The organism is Streptomyces huasconensis, from assembly GCF_021028635.1.
Taxonomy (GTDB): domain Bacteria; phylum Actinomycetota; class Actinomycetes; order Streptomycetales; family Streptomycetaceae; genus Streptomyces; species Streptomyces huasconensis.
The window spans coordinates 3,327,728-3,343,485 of record NZ_CP086119.1 but is presented as its reverse complement, the minus strand read 5'-3'; the positions used below and the strand labels follow the sequence as shown (position 1 = coordinate 3,343,485).

At 72.2% G+C, this 15,758-nt stretch carries 14 protein-coding genes and 1 pseudogene; 7 read left to right on the top strand and 8 right to left on the bottom strand.

All coding sequences use genetic code 11. The annotated features are described in order from the left end of the window. Positions 1-30 precede the first annotated feature (30 nt). Positions 31-573, bottom strand: a complete 543-nt coding sequence (locus tag J2N69_RS14990; RefSeq protein ID WP_230901198.1) for a GNAT family N-acetyltransferase — start codon at positions 571-573, stop codon at positions 31-33. 184 nt (positions 574-757) lie between these two features. Here J2N69_RS14990 and J2N69_RS14985 point away from each other — a divergent pair, with 184 nt between their 5' ends. After that, positions 758-1,759, top strand: coding sequence for a sigma-70 family RNA polymerase sigma factor (locus J2N69_RS14985; RefSeq protein WP_127908771.1), 1,002 nt, complete (start codon positions 758-760; stop codon positions 1,757-1,759). Here the strand turns inward: J2N69_RS14985 and J2N69_RS14980 are convergent. Beyond that, complete coding sequence (locus J2N69_RS14980) at positions 1,756-2,775, bottom strand: helix-turn-helix transcriptional regulator (protein ID WP_230901197.1); 1,020 nt, start codon at positions 2,773-2,775, stop codon at positions 1,756-1,758. The genes J2N69_RS14985 and J2N69_RS14980 overlap by 4 nt on opposite strands. Positions 2,776-2,905: 130 nt before the next feature. Between J2N69_RS14980 and J2N69_RS14975 the strand changes: the two genes are divergently transcribed. The 5 genes from J2N69_RS14975 to J2N69_RS14955 all read left to right on the top strand — a co-directional run bounded on the left by J2N69_RS14975 (position 2,906) and on the right by J2N69_RS14955 (position 9,046). Next, entirely contained in the window at positions 2,906-4,444 is a 1,539-nt protein-coding gene (locus J2N69_RS14975; RefSeq protein WP_230901196.1) for an MFS transporter, read from the top strand. Between the two features lie 353 nt (positions 4,445-4,797). After that, positions 4,798-5,559: a DeoR/GlpR family DNA-binding transcription regulator gene (locus J2N69_RS14970; protein WP_230901195.1), complete on the top strand. Its 762-nt coding sequence runs from the start codon at positions 4,798-4,800 to the stop codon at positions 5,557-5,559. 49 nt (positions 5,560-5,608) lie between these two features. Next, a complete protein-coding gene (pfkB, locus tag J2N69_RS14965; protein ID WP_230901194.1) occupies positions 5,609-6,556 on the top strand; it encodes a 1-phosphofructokinase in 948 nt (315 codons plus the stop codon). Between the two features lie 58 nt (positions 6,557-6,614). Continuing rightward, a complete protein-coding gene (locus tag J2N69_RS14960) occupies positions 6,615-8,699 on the top strand; it encodes a PTS fructose transporter subunit IIABC (RefSeq protein ID WP_230901193.1) in 2,085 nt (694 codons plus the stop codon). 92 nt (positions 8,700-8,791) lie between these two features. Then, positions 8,792-9,046 (top strand): hypothetical protein, encoded by a 255-nt coding sequence (locus J2N69_RS14955; RefSeq protein WP_230901192.1) that lies wholly within the window; start codon positions 8,792-8,794, stop codon positions 9,044-9,046. Here J2N69_RS14955 and J2N69_RS14950 read toward each other — a convergent pair. From J2N69_RS14950 to J2N69_RS14935, 4 genes and pseudogenes are all read right to left on the bottom strand, one after another. Continuing rightward, positions 9,043-9,804: a DUF6227 family protein gene (locus tag J2N69_RS14950; protein WP_230901191.1), complete on the bottom strand. Its 762-nt coding sequence runs from the start codon at positions 9,802-9,804 to the stop codon at positions 9,043-9,045. The two genes, J2N69_RS14955 and J2N69_RS14950, sit on opposite strands and share 4 nt — an antisense overlap. A 156-nt stretch (positions 9,805-9,960) precedes the next feature. Next, entirely contained in the window at positions 9,961-11,178 is a 1,218-nt protein-coding gene (locus tag J2N69_RS14945; RefSeq protein WP_408056731.1) for a L,D-transpeptidase, read from the bottom strand. Between the two features lie 153 nt (positions 11,179-11,331). Beyond that, positions 11,332-12,428 (bottom strand): annotated as a pseudogene (locus J2N69_RS14940) (P1 family peptidase). Between the two features lie 26 nt (positions 12,429-12,454). After that, positions 12,455-13,759 carry a low temperature requirement protein A gene (locus J2N69_RS14935; protein WP_230901190.1) on the bottom strand — a complete coding sequence of 435 codons (1,305 nt, stop codon included), beginning with the start codon at positions 13,757-13,759 and terminating at the stop codon, positions 12,455-12,457. Between the two features lie 407 nt (positions 13,760-14,166). Between J2N69_RS14935 and J2N69_RS14930 the strand changes: the two genes are divergently transcribed. Next, on the top strand, positions 14,167-14,406 hold the full coding sequence (locus J2N69_RS14930; protein ID WP_230901189.1) for a hypothetical protein: 240 nt from the start codon (positions 14,167-14,169) through the stop codon (positions 14,404-14,406). A gap of 106 nt (positions 14,407-14,512) precedes the next feature. Here the strand turns inward: J2N69_RS14930 and mscL are convergent, their stop codons facing one another. Both mscL and J2N69_RS14920 read right to left on the bottom strand, forming a co-directional pair. After that, positions 14,513-14,989, bottom strand: a complete 477-nt coding sequence (gene mscL / locus J2N69_RS14925) for a large conductance mechanosensitive channel protein MscL (RefSeq protein ID WP_230901188.1) — start codon at positions 14,987-14,989, stop codon at positions 14,513-14,515. Positions 14,990-15,127: 138 nt separating this feature from the next. Next, on the bottom strand, positions 15,128-15,640 hold the full coding sequence (locus tag J2N69_RS14920) for an RcpC/CpaB family pilus assembly protein (RefSeq protein WP_230901187.1): 513 nt from the start codon (positions 15,638-15,640) through the stop codon (positions 15,128-15,130). Positions 15,641-15,758 lie beyond the last annotated feature (118 nt).

Here is a 15,758-nt window from a genome sequence, read left to right as displayed (position 1 = left end):
CCGGCGGCTGTCCCGTAACGGGCCCGCGACCTAGGTCCGCGGGCCGAGAGGGCGCTCGTACCAGGCGACGTCCCAGTACCGCCCGAACTTCCGGCCCACCTCCTCGTACGTCCCCACGTGCCGGAACCCGAAGCGTTCGTGGAGGCGGACGGAAGCCTCGTTGGGCTGCGCGATCCCGGCGTAGGCGCGGTGCAGGTCCTCGCCCTCCAGGGCCTTCAGGAGCGCCTGGTAGAGCAGCGTGCCGATGCCGCGTCCGGCGGCGTCCGGCGCGCAATAGACGCTGACTTCCACGGATGTGGCATAAGCCGGGCGAGGCCGGAAAGGGCTACTGGTGGCGTACCCGAGCAGCCGGCCCGGGCGGGCGCCGGAATCCGGTTCCTGGGCAACCAAGAGGCGGTGGGGGCCGTCTTCGGGGTGGGAGAGCAGCCAAGGGCGGCGCTCTTCGGGCAGGAACGCGACGGTGTCGAAGGTGACGGCCGTCTCACGTACATAGTGGTTGTACAGCTCGGTGAGAGCGTCCAGGTCGCCCTCGACTCCCGGCCTGACCTGCACCTCTGTACGTCCGGACAGCATGCCGCCTCCCCCTGTGGCGCGACAGGGTACTGCACCGTCAGGAAAAAAGATGCGCGGCTTGGGAATTCTGTCCGGATTCCAGTCGTTGTTTCCATCGGATGCAGGGCACCCGAGGGTGTGCCATCCGCCACAGAGGCCTCAGCAGACAGGGCCGACCAGGACCACCACACACAAGGGAGCACGCATGGCAACCCGTGCCGTCGCCCGTCGTAAGTCCGCCGCCTCCGGCGAGACCGACGCGGCACGCAGTGTTCGCGCCGTAGGCGGGGAGATCGCCGACCGCGACCTGGTCGGCATGTACCTCGACGAGATCGCGCGTACGCCGCTGCTCGACGCCGCCAAGGAAGTGGAGCTGTCCCAGATCATCGAAGCGGGTGTGTATGCCCGCAAGATCCTGGACGGTGAGGTCGAGGAGAGCAAGGTCACCGCGGACCGCGAGGAGCTGGAAGCCCTCGTCGCCGACGGTGAGCGGGCCAAGGACGTCTTCATCCGCTCGAACCTCCGCCTCGTCGTCGCGGTGGCCCGCCGCTATCCGCGCAGCGGCCTGCCCCTCCTCGACCTGATCCAGGAGGGGAACGCCGGCCTGGTGCGCGCCGTCGAGAAGTTCGACTATGCCAAGGGCTTCAAGTTCTCCACGTACGCCACGTGGTGGATTCGCCAGGCCATCACCCGCTCCATAGCCGACCAGTCCCGCACCATCCGCCTCCCCGTCCACCTCGTGGAGGAGCTGGGCCGCATCCGCCGCGTGCAGCGCGAGTTCAACCGCGAGCACGGCCGGGACCCGGAGCCCGCGGAGGTGGCCGCCGAGCTGTCCTCGACGCCCGAGCGCGTCATCGACGTCCTGGACTGGGCCCGCGACCCCGTCTCGCTCAACATGGGCGTGGACGACCAGGGCGACACCCAGTTCGGCGACCTCCTGGAGGACACCTCGGCCGTCTCGCCCGAGCAGTCCGTCCTGTCACTGCTGCGCAGCGAGGAGCTGGACGGCCTGCTCGGCCGTCTCGACCAGCGCACGGCCTCCATCATCAAGATGCGGTACGGCATCGAGGACGGCCGCGAGCGGACGCTGACCGAGGTCGGCAAGGAGCACGGGCTGACGCGCGAGCGCATCCGGCAGATAGAGAAGCACGCGCTGCTGGAGCTGAAGAAGCTGGCGCGGGACACCGGGTTCGACGCGGCCGCCTAGGCGCCCGGGTTCCGGCTCGCCGGGTCTCCCGGGTCTTCCGGGCCTTCCGCCGCCCGGGTCAGGCGGCTGCCCAGTTCTCTGAGGCAGTCGACCAGCTCCGGCGGTTCATGGGCCGTGAAGTCGCAGTCCGTCATCGCCAGGCGGACCGCCAGCCATTCGACGGAGTCCGTGACCGTGCCGCGCAGGCGGCAGCGGCGCTCGTCCAGGACGTCCACCGTGCCGAGCGCCGAGGGGAGCCGGGCCACGACGAACTCCGCGGGCGCGGCGAAGGTCACGTCGATGTCGTACGACTGCTGACCGCGCCAGACCGACTGGCGGATGAACTCCGCGGCGTCCCCCTTCGGCAGCTCCCGCGGCGCGAACCGCGCACCGGTGGGGAACGGCTCGGCGACCCGGTCCACCCGGAAGGTGCGCCAGTCCTCGCGGTCGATGTCGTACGCCACGAGGTACCAGCGCCGCCCTGTGGAGACCAGGCGGTACGGCTCGGTCAGGCGGCGCGACTCCGTGCCGTCACCGGCGCGATAGGAGAACCGCAGGCGTTCGTGGCCCGCCGCGGCCGACGCCATCACCGTCAGCGTCTCCGGAGCGATGCTCGCCCCGTCCCCGCTGGTCAGCGGCATCGTCGCGACCTGAAGTGCGGAGACCCGGTGGCGCAGCCGGGCGGGCAGGACCTGCTCCAGCTTGGCGAGCGCCCGTACGGACGCCTCCTCCACGCCCTCCACCGCGTGGCCCGCCCCCGCCCGCAGCCCCACGGCGATCGCCACGGCCTCCTCGTCGTCGAGGACCAGCGGCGGCATGGCCTTGCCCGCGACGAGGCGGTAGCCACCCAGGGCGCCCTGCGTCGCCTGCACCGGGTAGCCCAGGTCCCGCAGCCGGTCCACGTCGCGCCGCACCGTCCGCCGGCTCACCCCCAGCCGCTCGGAGAGTTCGCTGCCGGGCCACTCGCGGGGCGTCTGGAGGAGCGAGAGCAGCTGCAGCAGGCGGATGGGGGTCTGCGCGCCCGTCGCCCCGGTCACGCGTGCGCTCGTTCCACGGCGGCCGGGGTGACGGTGGGCAGGGGCAAGGTGTCCGAGGTCATCTTCATGGGACCCAGGATGCCCGGGATATAGGAACTGTTATGGCCTATATGACTTCTAGTCTTCCGGCATGAGTTCTTCCACCAGCACCATGCCCGAAGCCCGGCCGGAGGCGGACCGGAGACGTTGGTTCGCCCTGGCCATCGTGATGACCGCAGCCTTCATGGACCTCGTCGACGTCACGATCGTCAACATCGCGATCCCGTCGATCGAGCGGGAGTCCGGCGCCACGTTCAGCCAGATCCAGTGGATCACCGCGGGGTACGCGCTCGCCTTCGCCGCCGGGCTCATCACGGGCGGGCGGCTCGGCGACATCCACGGCCGCAAGCGGCTCTTCCTGATAGGGATCACCGGGTTCACCGTCGCCTCCGCGCTCTGCGGCTTCGCGGCCAACCCGGAGATGCTGGTGGCGTCCCGCATCCTTCAGGGCGGCATGGCCGCGCTGATGGTGCCGCAGGTGCTGTCCATCGTGCACGCGACCTTCCCCGCCCACGAGCGCGGCAAGGTCTTCGGGCTCTTCGGCATGGTCGTCGGGCTCGGCGCGGTCTCCGGGCCGCTGCTGGGCGCACTGCTCACCGAGTGGAACATCTTCGGCCTGGAGTGGCGGCCGATCTTCCTCATCAACCTGCCGGTCGGCATCGCCGGCATCATCCTCGGCCGGAAGTTCATCACCGAGTCCAAGGCGCCGAGGGCCCTCAAGCTCGACCTCGTCGGCGTCCTCCTCGTCACGCTCGGCATGCTGATGCTGGTCTACCCCCTCACCCGGGGGCGCGAACTGGACTGGCCGGTCTGGGGGTTCGTCATGATGGGCGGCTCCGTCGTCGTCTTCGGCGCCCTCGTCGCGTACGAGAGGTGGAAGACCGCCAAGGACGGCTCGCCGCTCGTGGAGCTGTCGCTGTTCAAGGTGAAGAGCTTCGCCGCGGGCATCGCCGTGCAAACCGTCTTCGGTATCGTGATGGGCGTCTTCTTCCTCGTCTGGACCATGTACATGCAGGTCGGCCTCGGCTGGAGCGAGCTGCGCGCCGGTCTCACCGGGGTGCCGTTCTCGATCGCCGTCTCGGTCGCCGCGGGTCTGTCCGTGCAGAAGCTGGTGCCCCGCTTCGGGCGCAAGGTGCTCCAGGCCGGGGCCCTGACCATGGCCGCGGGCCTGCTGATCTACATCTGGGAGGCGGGCCGGTACGGCGCGGGCATCGCGCCCTGGCAGATGGCGCTGCCGCTCGCCGTGATGGGCCTCGGCATGGGCCTGATCGTGGCGCCGCTGACCGACGCGGTGCTCTCGGAGGTGCCGCGCGAGCACGCCGGTTCGGCGTCCGGGCTCATCAACACCGTGCAGCAGATGGGCACCGCGCTCGGCCTCGGCCTGGTGTCGGTGGTCTTCTTCGGGGTGATCGACGAGCGGGTCGCGCCGAGCCGCATACCGGGGGAGTTCACGGACGGGTTCCAGAACGCCCTGTGGTGGGTGACGGGCGTGCTCGGGGTCATCTTCCTGCTGATGTTCGCGCTCCCGGCGAAGCCGAAGCAGCATGTGGAGGGCGGGGACGAGGAGGTGCCCGCGGGTGAGCTCCCCGGGGGTGAACTCCCGCAGAAGGAGCCGGTGCTGACTCCCTGACGGTGGGTTGGGGTCGGGTCCGGTCCGGGTTGCTCACCGCCCCGGCGCCCCCCGCCCCCTCTTGCGCCCCCGCGCTCCTGCGCCCCTCACGGGGGCGTGGGGGTGCGGGGGTTTCTGCGTCTGGGGCGGGGTGACGCCGCCGATGGTCCCGAAGGCCCGGCGGCGCTCCCGGCCCGCGGCCTCGGGGCGCTGGAGTTCGCCCCCCCCGGTCCACGCAGAGGCCGAAGGGACCCACGTAAGGCCCGAAGTCCGTTCGTGCCCACTCCATGCCCGGAACTGTTTACTTTGCCGCGCTCCAACCGTACTCTCCGTGTGAAACCACAAGCTCGGGCATACGGCGGAGGCGAACGGACATGTACGCACCGGAGCGGCAGCAGGAGATCCTGCGGCTCGCGCGGGACGGCGGGCGGGTCGACGTGCTGTCGCTGGCCGAGGAGTTCAAGGTCACCGCGGAGACCATCCGCCGCGACCTGAAGGCCCTGGACCGCGCCGGGCTCGTGCGCCGTGTGCACGGCGGGGCCATCCCGGCCGGACGCCTCGACTTCGAGCCGGACCTCACCGAGCGCGAGGGCACCGCCGCCGACGAGAAGGACCGCATCGCGCGCGCGGCCCTCGCCGAGCTGCCGGCCGAGGGCAGCGTCGTCCTGGATGCCGGGTCGACCGTCGCACGGCTCGCGGCGGCCCTCCCGCTGGAGTCCACGCTCACCGTCGTCACGCACAGCCTGCCGACCGCCGCCCGCCTCGCCGACCACCCCGGCATCCAGCTCCACCTCATCGGCGGCCGGGTCCGGCAGCGTACGCGCGCGGCCGTCGACGCCTGGGCCCTGCGCGCGTACGGGGAGATCCGCGCCGACGTCCTCTTCCTCGCCGCCAACGGCTTCTCCGCCGAGGCGGGCCTCACCACTCCCGACCTCGCCGAGGCCGCGGTGAAGCGCGCGGCCGTCGCCGCCGCCCGCCGGGTCGTCCTGCTCGCGGACTCGACCAAGCACGGCCAGGAGCACTTCGCGCGCTTCGGCGACCTCACCGACGTGGACCTGCTGATCACGGACACAGGCCTCGCCCCCGACGACGCCGCCGCCATCGAACGCACCGGCACGGAAGTGGTACGCGCATGAGTACGGAAGCAGTCAGTAGCCACGTGAGCAGGGAAGCAGTCGTACGCGCATGATCCTCACCGTCACCCCGAACCCCTCCCTCGACCGCACCTACGAGGTCCCCTCCCTCGGCCGCGGCGAGGTCGTCCGCGCCACCGGCGACCGCATGGACCCCGGCGGCAAGGGCGTCAACGTCTCGCGGGCCGTCGCCGCGGCGGGCGTCCGCACGGTCGCCGTGCTGCCGCTCGGCGGCGCCCCCGGCGCGCTGGTCGCGACGCTCCTCGACGAGCAGGGCATCGAGGCCGTCCCGGTGCCGGTGGCCGGACAGACCCGTTCGAACATCGCGGTCGCGGAGCCGGACGGCACGCTGACGAAGATCAACGCTCCCGGTCCCGAACTCTCCCGGGCCGAGCGGGAGGCGCTGCTCGCCACCGTCGGCGAGAAGTCCGTCGGCGCCGACTGGGTCGCCTGCTGCGGCAGCCTGCCGCGCGGGCTCGCGCCCTCCTGGTACGCCGAGCTGGTGGCCCGCGCCCACGCCGCGGGCGCCCGTATCGCCCTGGACACCTCGGGCCCGGCCCTGCTCGCCGCCCTCGCCGAGCGCCCCGACGTCGTCAAGCCCAACGCCGAGGAGCTGGCGGAGGCGGTCGGCCGCCCCCTCGCGACCGTCGGCGACGCGGTGAAGGCGGCGCAAGAGCTGCGGTCGGCGGGCGCCCACGCCGTACTCGCCAGCCTCGGCGCGGACGGCCAGCTCCTGGTCGACGGCTCGGGCGCGTACTTCGCGAGCGCCCCCGTCACCGCCGTACGCAGCAACGTCGGCGCCGGTGACTCCTCCCTGGCCGGCTTCCTGATCGCCGGGGGCACGGGGGTGCTCGCCCTCGCCTCGGCCGTGGCGCACGGCGCGGCGGCCGTGCAGCTGCCGGGCAGCGCGATGCCGTCGCCCTCCGACCTGCGGCCCGATGCGGTCACCGTGACGGCCGAGGTCCCGCTGGACCGCGTACTGACGGAGCCCGCCTCGTGAACCACCTCCGCCCCCGCTTCCGCCCCCGGCTCACCGAAACCACGCCAAGGAGACCGCGATGACCGACATGATCACCGCGGATCTGGTCGATCTCGAACTCGACCTGTCCGCCGAAACCAAGGAAGCCGCGGCCCGCTCCCTCGCCGAGCGGATGGTCGCCCTCGGGCGCGTGAGCGACCTGGAGGGCTTCCTCGCCGACGTCGCGGCCCGCGAGGCGCAGATGCCGACCGGCCTGGACGGCGGCATCGGCATCCCGCACTGCCGCAGCGCGCACGTCACCGAGCCGACCCTCGCCTTCGGCCGCTCGGCGCGCGGCATCGACTTCGGGGCGCCGGACGGCCCGGCGGACCTGATCTTCCTGATCGCCGCCCCGGCGGGCGCGGACGACGCCCACCTGACGATCCTGTCGTCGCTGGCCCGGCAGCTGATGGACGCGGAGTTCACCGCGGCCTTGCGCGCCGCGTCCGACCCGGCTTCGGCGGCGGCGCTGATCCGTGGGGACGAGGCGGTCACGTCTCCGGAAGCATCGGCCGAAGGGCGGCCCCCGCAAGGCCCGTCCCTCGAAGAGCCGGACCCTGTAGAGCCGGACCCTGTAGAGGCGGCTCCCGCAGAGGCGGCTTCCGCCTTCAGGATCGTCGCCGTCACCTCCTGCCCCACCGGCATCGCCCACACCTACATGGCCGCTGAGGCACTCGAGAACGCGGCCCGCGAGGCAGGCGTCGAACTGGCGGTGGAGACGCAGGGCTCCGCCGGGTTCACCCGCCTCGACCCGGCGGTCGTCGCCGCGGCGGACGCGGTCGTCTTCGCGCACGACGTCCCCGTACGCGACAAGGAACGTTTCGCCGGGAAGCCCACCGTCGACGTAGGGGTGAAGGCGGGCATCAACCGCCCCGCCGAACTCCTCGCGGAGGCCCGTGAGAAGGCCGCCCGCGGCGAGGTCACCGCGGACGCCAGGACGCCGAGTCCGGTCGACGAGGCCGGGGAGAGCGGCGACGGCTACGGCACCAAGCTCCGCACGTGGCTGATGTCGGGCGTCAGCTACATGGTGCCCTTCGTCGCCGCGGGCGGCCTCCTGATCGCCCTCGGCTTCGCCATCGGCGGCTGGAAGATCGACAAGGCGCCGTCCGTCGCCGAGCACTTCATCTGGACGGACCACACCAGTTGGGCCGCGCTGCTCTTCCAGACCGGCGGGCTCGCCTTCGCCTTCCTCGTCCCGGTCCTCGCCGGCTACATCGCGTACGGGATGGCCGACCGGCCCGGCCTGGTCCCCGGCTTCGTCGGCGGCTCGGTCGCCGTCACGATCGACGCGGGGTTCCTCGGCGGTCTCGCCGCGGGCCTGATCGCCGGTGCCGTCGTCCTCGCCGTCCAGCGGGTGCGCGTTCCGGCCGTGCTGCGCGGCATCATGCCGGTGGTGGTGATCCCGCTGAGCTCCTCGGCGGTGGTCGGCTTCCTGATGTTCCTCGTCGTCGGCAAGCCCATCGCCTCCCTGCAGAGCGCGCTGACCGACTGGCTGGAAGGCCTCTCCGGCGCCAACGCGATCATCCTCGGCGTCATCCTCGGCCTGATGATGTGCTTCGACCTCGGCGGCCCGCTGAACAAGGTCGCGTACGCCTTCGCGGTCGGCGGCCTCGCCCATCCGACCGACGGCAGCCTCAAGGTCATGGCCGCGGTGATGGCGGCCGGCATGGTCCCGCCGCTCGCCATGGCCCTCGCGACCACCGTCCGCGGCCGCCTCTTCACCAAGACGGAGCGGGAGAACGGCAAGGCGGCCTGGTTCCTCGGCGCCTCCTTCATCACCGAGGGCGCCATCCCCTTCGCGGCCGCAGATCCGCTGCGCGTGATCCCGGCGTCGATGGCGGGCGGTGCGGCCACCGGCGCCCTGTCCATGGCCTTCGGCTGCACGCTGCGCGCCCCGCACGGCGGTGTCTTCGTGGTCCCGCTCATCGGACAGCCGCTGCTCTACCTCGTCGCGATCGCCGCCGGGGTCTGTGTCTCCACGGCCGTGGTGGTCGTGCTCAAGGGCGCCCGGAAGACGATGACGCCCTCGGGCGACGGGGCCGACGCGCGGGCGAGTGCCGAAGCGGCCGGAGCGGCTGGAGTGGTCGAAGCGGTCGACACGAAGCGCGTGCCGACGACCGCCTGAGGCAGGGGACTTGTGCGACTTGCGTCACTTCGGGACCTAAGGCCCAAAAGCCCCCTGTCGTAAGTCGTGCCCGCTGTTGTCTACTGGGCGACATGTTCCAGGATGTCTCGATCGTTCAGCAGGCAGGCGTGGCGGTGCTCGCCGCGGCGACCGTGGTCTGGGCCGTCGGCCTGGTGCGGGTGCTGCGCAGGGAGCGCCCCGACGCGGTGGCGCGGCGTCAGGTCCCGGGCCTGCGGGCCCTGCCCGGCCAGCAGGGCCCGCCGCGCGCGGAGGCCGTGGAGCTCACCGCGGACGAACGCGCCGCCTTCGCCGGTCTCGTCCGGCAGTTCGGGCGGCGGCGCTCCTAGCCGGCGGCCGCGTCCTTGGCCCTGCGCTCCATCGCGGCGCGGGCCGCTTCCTCGCTGGCGTACACCTCGCACATGTGGCGCCGGTCGGGGGTGAGGGTGTGCTCGACCTCCCACAGGCTGATCTCGCCGCCGTCGAAGAGCAGGAACGCGTGTTCGTAGAGCGAGAAGCTCAGGCGCGCCTCGCCGCTCAGGCCCGGGCGGCCGAACGCCTGCGTTATCTGGTGCGCGAACGCCGCGCGCAGCAGCCGGGCGATGTCCTCGCCGGGAACGTCGCCGTCCGGGTTCTCCGCGCGGCGCAGCAGCCGCCGCGCGTGGTCCGCGGAGTCGTCCGGCACGTACATGTGGCGGGGGCCCGGGTCGGCGGACATGTGGAGCGTGACGGGCCGCTCGCAGGCGGGCGGGTCCGGCGGCAGCGGCAGCCGCGAGGTGGCGACGCCCGCCTCCTCCTCGTCGGCGTAGACCTCGTACGTCGGGGCGCTGCCCGGCGCGGTGTTGTGGACCAGCTCCCAGAGCGTGAGCACGGACGCGTCGGCCAGCAGCCAGGTGTGTCTGTACGTCTCGCGGTGCAGGCCCGCGCTGTGGTGCGCGGAGTGCAGGGAACTGTCGTGGGCGAGGGCCGAGTCGAGGCGGCGTATCACCTCGTCCGGCAGGTCGAAGGAGTTCAGGGCACGGCCGAGGAGTCGCTCGAGATGCTCCTCCGGAGAGTGTGGCTCGGGCGACTCGGGTGGCTCGTACGCCGTTTCGTACGGAACGCTCAAGGCTTCTCCCGGCGTTGCTGCATGTCACCTGGTGAGTGCATACCGTAGCCCCTGGGTCGGACATCGTGCCCGGGAACGGGAAAACGCGCGAGCCACGCGGGGAAGTTCCCGCGTGGCTCGCTCAGTTGAGAGGCGCCAGAGTCGCCCGGAGATGGATCAGACGGCGCTGCCGGCCGTCCACTCGCTCCACGGCATGTTCCAGCCGTTGAGGCCGTTGTCCGGGGCGATCGTCTTGTCGGGGGAGCCCTTGACCGTCACGACGTCACCGATGAGGGAGTTGTTGAAGAACCAGGCGCCCATGGTGTTCGGGTCGCCCGCGCCGCGCGCGTCCTGGAGGCCGACGCAGCCGTGGCTGGTGTTGGCGCTGCCGAAGACGGACGGCGAGCCCCAGTAGTTGCCGTGGATGAAGGTGCCCGACGTGGACAGACGCATGGCGTGCGGCACGTCCTTGATGTCGTACTCACCGCCGAAGCCGACCGTGTCGCCGTTCATCCGGGTCTGGGTGAACTTCTCGGAGATCACCATCTTGCCGTTGTACGTGGGGTTCGACGGGCTGCCCGCGGAGATCGGGATGGTCTTGATGACCTTGCCGTCGCGCTCGACCGTCATCTTCTTGGTGTTGACGTCGACGGTGGAGACCTGCGCGCGGCCGACGGTGAAGGTGACCGTCTTCTTCTGCACGCCGGTGATGCCGTTCGCGCCCTTCACGCCGTCCAGGTCGATCTTCATGGTGACCTTGGAGCCGGCCTTCCAGTACTCCTCGGGCCGGAAGTCCAGGCGCTGGTTGCCGAACCAGTGGCCGACGACCTTCTGGCCGCTGGTGGAGGTCACCGTGATGTGCGACTGGACGTCCTTCTTCTCCGTGATCGGCTTGTCGAAGTTGAAGGAGACCGGCATACCGACGCCGACCGTGGTGCCGCCGTCGGGGGTGTAGCTGCCGATGAAGCTGTTGGCGGAGGAGACGGTGGTGAACGTCGCGTTCTCCGTCGCCGCGTTGCCCTTCGGGTCCTTGGCGTTGGCGGTGACCTTGTACTTCGTGCCCCGCTCCAGCTGGCCCTTCGGCTTCCAGGAGGTGCCGTCCCCGGAGATGGTGCCCTCGACCGCCGCGCCGGACGTCACCGACGTCATCTTCACGCTGGTCAGCTTGCCGTTCTTGACCTTGACGCCGGTGTGGTTGATCGAGGCGTCGGTGGCACCGTCCTTGGAGGAGATGGTGATCTCGGCGCCCTTGGCGGCAGAGCTCGCGCCCTTCTTGTCACCCTTGGCGCCCGCGTCGCCCCCGCACGCCGTGAGGGTCAGCGCGCCCGCGGCGGCGAGCGCGGTGGCGGCCAGCAGGGCACGGCGCCGGGGGTTGACTATGACCGACCTTGTCACGGGCTGCTCCAACGTACGTGTTCTGATCCAGTACGAGTAAAGAGCGCCCGGATGCGCGGAGGAGTTCCCTCCGGAGGGTGTGAGCGCCAGCACACTTCGCGCCCAAGGGCCCTGCATGGGCGGGCATTTGCCCTCTTCCCCCACCCTTTGCGGCTATTGCCGGTGGCCTTCCTTCCCGCGGAGACCGAGGTCGTGGCCGCCGAGGCCGTAGAGGTCGCGATACGCGGGGAACGTGCCGCCCCGCGTCCGCACCGACTCCGCCGCCAGCAACGCCCGCACGATCGCCGCGGTCACCATGTCGGCCCCGGCGGCGAGGATCTCGTTGAGGGCGAGCGGACTGTCGGCGGCCAAGGGGCGCTCCCCCGTGGCGAGGGCGAAGACCGTGTCCCCGTCGTTGAGGAGGTGGACGGGCCGCACGGCGCGCGCCATGCCGTCGTGCGAGGTGCCGGCGAGCTTCTGCGCCTGGGCCTTGGTCAGGTCGGCGTCGGTGGCGACGACGGCGAGGGTGGTGTTGAGCGGCGGCGGCCCGTTCTCCGCCGCGGCTTCGGCGAGGCGCCGCGTGGCCTCCTCGTGCGCCTCGGGTGCCGGGGGGTCGACCCGCCGCCCCGCGAAGTGCTGCCCGTACAGCGCGCCCGTCACGGGGTCGACCCCCGAGCCCGCGGCGTTCGCCACCACCAGCGCCGCGACCGTGATGCCGGAGTCGAGGCGGACGCTCGCGCTGCCGATGCCGCCCTTGACGGCGCCGACCACCGCGCCGGTGCCCGCGCCGACATTGCCCTCCACGATGGGCGCGCACGGCTCCGTGCGCGCGGCCGCCTCCACCGCGGCCCGCCCGGTCGCCGCACCGGGACGGGCCGTGAAGTCACCGCCCCGGCCGAGGTCGAAGACGCAGGCGGCCGGCACGACGGGCACCACATGGGAGGGCTCGGGACCCACCCGCACCCCCGGCCCCGCTCCTCCAGCCAGGCCATCACCCCGGACGCGGCGTCAAGGCCGTACGCACTGCCTCCGGTGAGGACGACGGCCTCGACGCGCTGCACGAGGTTGCGCGGGTCGAGGGCGTCCGTCTCGCGGGTGCCGGGCCCGCCGCCCCGCACGTCCACCGCGGCGACAGCGCCGCCCTCGGGGGCCAACACCGCGGTGGTGCCCGTCAGTTGCCCGTCGCCGTCCAACGTGGCGTGCCCGACGCGCAGACCCGCGACATCGGTCAGGGAGCCGGTGGTCACGTCAGTGGTCACGTCAGTAGTCATACGACGATGGGTACCACGGACGCGTATCACGCGCGGCGGCCCGCGCGGGCGGTGAGCGTGACCCCGGTCGCGACCGTCGCCATGGCCACGAGACCCGCCACCAGCACGGCCCAGCGCCCCGCGAACGTACTCGCCAGCGTCGCCAACGCGCTCGTCGGCAGCACCAGCTGCTGGGCCAGGCCCACCTTGTAGTAGCGGGCGTGCAGCGCCCAGATGGTGATCAGATACAGCGCGGTGGGGACCGTCACCGCGGCGGACGCGGCCAGAGTCGACAGATGGGCCTCGCCCACGGCCTGCTCGACCGCCACCTCGATGCCGGCTCCGATCGCCGCCGCCGAGCCGAGGATCACGAAGTGGCCGTATCCCCACAGGAACGCCTGCCGGTTGCTGTGCAGCCTTCCGTGGATGGGCACGACGAAGTAGATCCACCACGCGGCGAAGACGATGAGCAGCCCGCCCGCGGCGATGGGCAGCAGCTCGTCGAGCGCGTCGTTCTCCTCGATGCCGGACTTCACCGCGATCGTCGCCGCCGCGATCGTCTCGCCGAGCACGATGATCGTGAACAGGCCGTACCGCTCCGAGATGTGATGCGGATGCCAGGTGGTGGTGTACCGCCGCTCCGCCAGCACCGGCACGCACATCTCGGCGACCGCCATCACGAGGAACAGCCAAGGCCGGGCGTCCTCCGGCAGGAACAACAGGCCCGTCCAGCCGATCTGACAGACCAGCACGCCCGCCGCGTACCGCAGGGCCGTGGTCCGCTCGGCGCCCGTCGCGTTCTTGGCCGCGCGCAGCCACTGCGAGGAGAGCGCGATGCGCATGATGAGGTAGCCGAGCCAGACCAGCAGGAAGTCGTGCTCCTGGAAGGCCTTGGAGACCCCGGCGGCGAAGACGAGGACACCGGCGATCTGGATCAGCGTCACCACGCGGTACAGCGCGTCGTCGTTGTCGTACGCCGAGGCGAACCAGGAGAAGTTCACCCAGGCCCAGAACAGCGCGAAGAAGAGCATTGCGTAGCTCAGGACGCCCTCGCCCGCGTGCCCCTCGGCGACGGCGTGCACCAGCTCGGCACCCGCCTGCGCGACCGCCACGACGAAGCAGAGGTCGAAGAAGAGCTCCAGCGGCGTCGCCGCGCGGTGCTTCTCGTCCCGCCCGCGCGCGAGGAGGGGCCGCAGCGGCTTGGCGGAGACGGCGGAGACGGACGACGCGGCACGCGCGTCCGCCGCGGCGGAACCGCCGGGGGCGGAGGAGCCGGTGGGGGCGGGGGAGCCAGGTGAGCCGGTGGGTCCAGGCGGGCCGGGGGTGTCGGAGGAGCCAGGCGATGACGTCATGGGGACACCACAGCAGAAGGCGTACGCCGAAACGGGCTGTGCCGCCCGGCGCCGCGAGAGGGCCACCCGGGCGAAGCAAGGCCCCGGCCCGGCCGCGACCTCGCCGACGCGTGCAGCGGCCGGTGGGCTGCCGCACCGCCTGAGGCACGAAAGGGGCCTGCCCATCGCCCCCGACACGTCCGGCTGCCTCGGCGCCCGCGCTACCGGAGGCCTGCTCCGTGACGCCGACCTGCGGCCCACCTTCCGCTTCGCCCGCCGCCGCGCCGGTCCCGGCAAGGATCTCGCCCCGCGCGGCACGCCCGCGCCGGGCCCGGGGCGGATCGCCGCCGACCGGGAGACCTTCGCGGCCCACGGGCTCAGGGCCGTCCGACGGTGGTCGCGCACCCCCGCGGACGTACCCTGGAGGCATGAGCACCGCCCCCGCCCCCGAACCGCGCGATCCGGAGAGCCCGAAGAACCCCAAGAGCCCGGCAGGCCCCGAGCAGGGCACGAAGCCGCGGAACACTCTGGTCTTCGACGACCCGCTGTCGCAGCAGTCTGCGGACGACGCGGACCGAGGGTGGGGCGAGCGGGCCGAGACCGGTGGCAGCAGCAGCGCCGCCGACCTGGCGCGGTTCCTCGACGAGAAGCCGCCCCACCACCTCTGAGCCCTGCCCCACCAGCAGCTCGAAGCCCGGCCCCGCTTCCCCCGGGCCCTGCTCCACCACCCCCGGGCCCTGCCGCGCCGCCACCCCGGGGCCCCTTGGGCCCCCGCTACCGCTCGTCGTGCCCGGAGCCGCGCTGTGCCACCAGGGCGTCGCGGATCTCCTTGAGGACCTCCAGCTCCGAGACCTCGATGACCTCCTGCGTGCCCTCCTTCTCGGCGCGCCGGGCCGCGACCCGCGCGAGGTACTTCGCCATGGGCAGGACCATCAGGAAGTACACGACGGCCGCGGTGATCAGGAAGCTGAGGACCGCGCTGAGCACGGAGCCCCACATGATGACAATGCCCTTGGAGGCCTCGCCCGCGGCGCCCACCTCGCAGGGCGACTTCAGGCATGAGCTGTAGTGGTCGAGGTCCTTCGTGCCGAAGGCGCCGACCAGCGGGTTGATGACACCCTTCACCACGGAGTTCACGATGTTCGTGAACGCGGCGCCGATGACCACCGCGACCGCCAGGTCGACCACATTGCCGCGCATCAGGAAGGCCTTGAAGCCCTCCCAGACGCCCGGTTCCCTCTTCTCGCTCACCACGGGGCCTTTCTTCGCATGTGCGGGTTGCGGAACAAACGACTTCGCAACCTACGTCAGACCGTGGAGAGCCTGTCCAATCGGCATTCTCCAATGGGCGACGTGACCGGGTGCCCGTGCGATCGCGAACGGCGCGGCTCATCGCAGGGTCACCGCCAGGCGGGTGCTCGCCCCGGCCCCGGCCAGCCGCGACGCGGTGTCGCGCGGCACCGAGAGCACCACCAGCGCACCGCTCTCGGCGGGCCCTTCCGCCTGCTCGGGCACCTCGGAGACCCGCGCGCCCGCCGCCACCACACGCGGCTTCGCACCGCTCCCCGGCGGCCCCTCGGCGGCGATCACGTCGACCCGGTCGCCGGGGCGCAACAGCGCGGCGGCCGCCGCGTCCGCGATCCGCACCGGCGCGGTCACCGTCTCGGCGGCCGGCCGCCCCCGGGCCTGCTCAGCCGCGGCGGGGGCCCGCGGCTCATCGCTGTCCCGCGGCCCCGTGGTCGCCAGGGCGGCGGCGGTCATCGCCAGCCCCACCGCCAGGGCCCGCCGCCGGTGCCGCAGCAGTCGGCGCAGCCGTGGACGGCCGGCGCGCACCCGCACGGGCGCGAAGGGAGGGACCGGGCAGCCGTCGGACGGCCGGGCCTGGAGAGGGACTTGGGTCACGACAACCACCACCTGCGGTGCGAGAGCTTGGCTTGCGCTCCCACGATGCGGGACCACGCCGATTCCCGCTGAGCCCCGTGGACTACTCGCCGGTTGTGGACAACTCCCTCACCCGAAG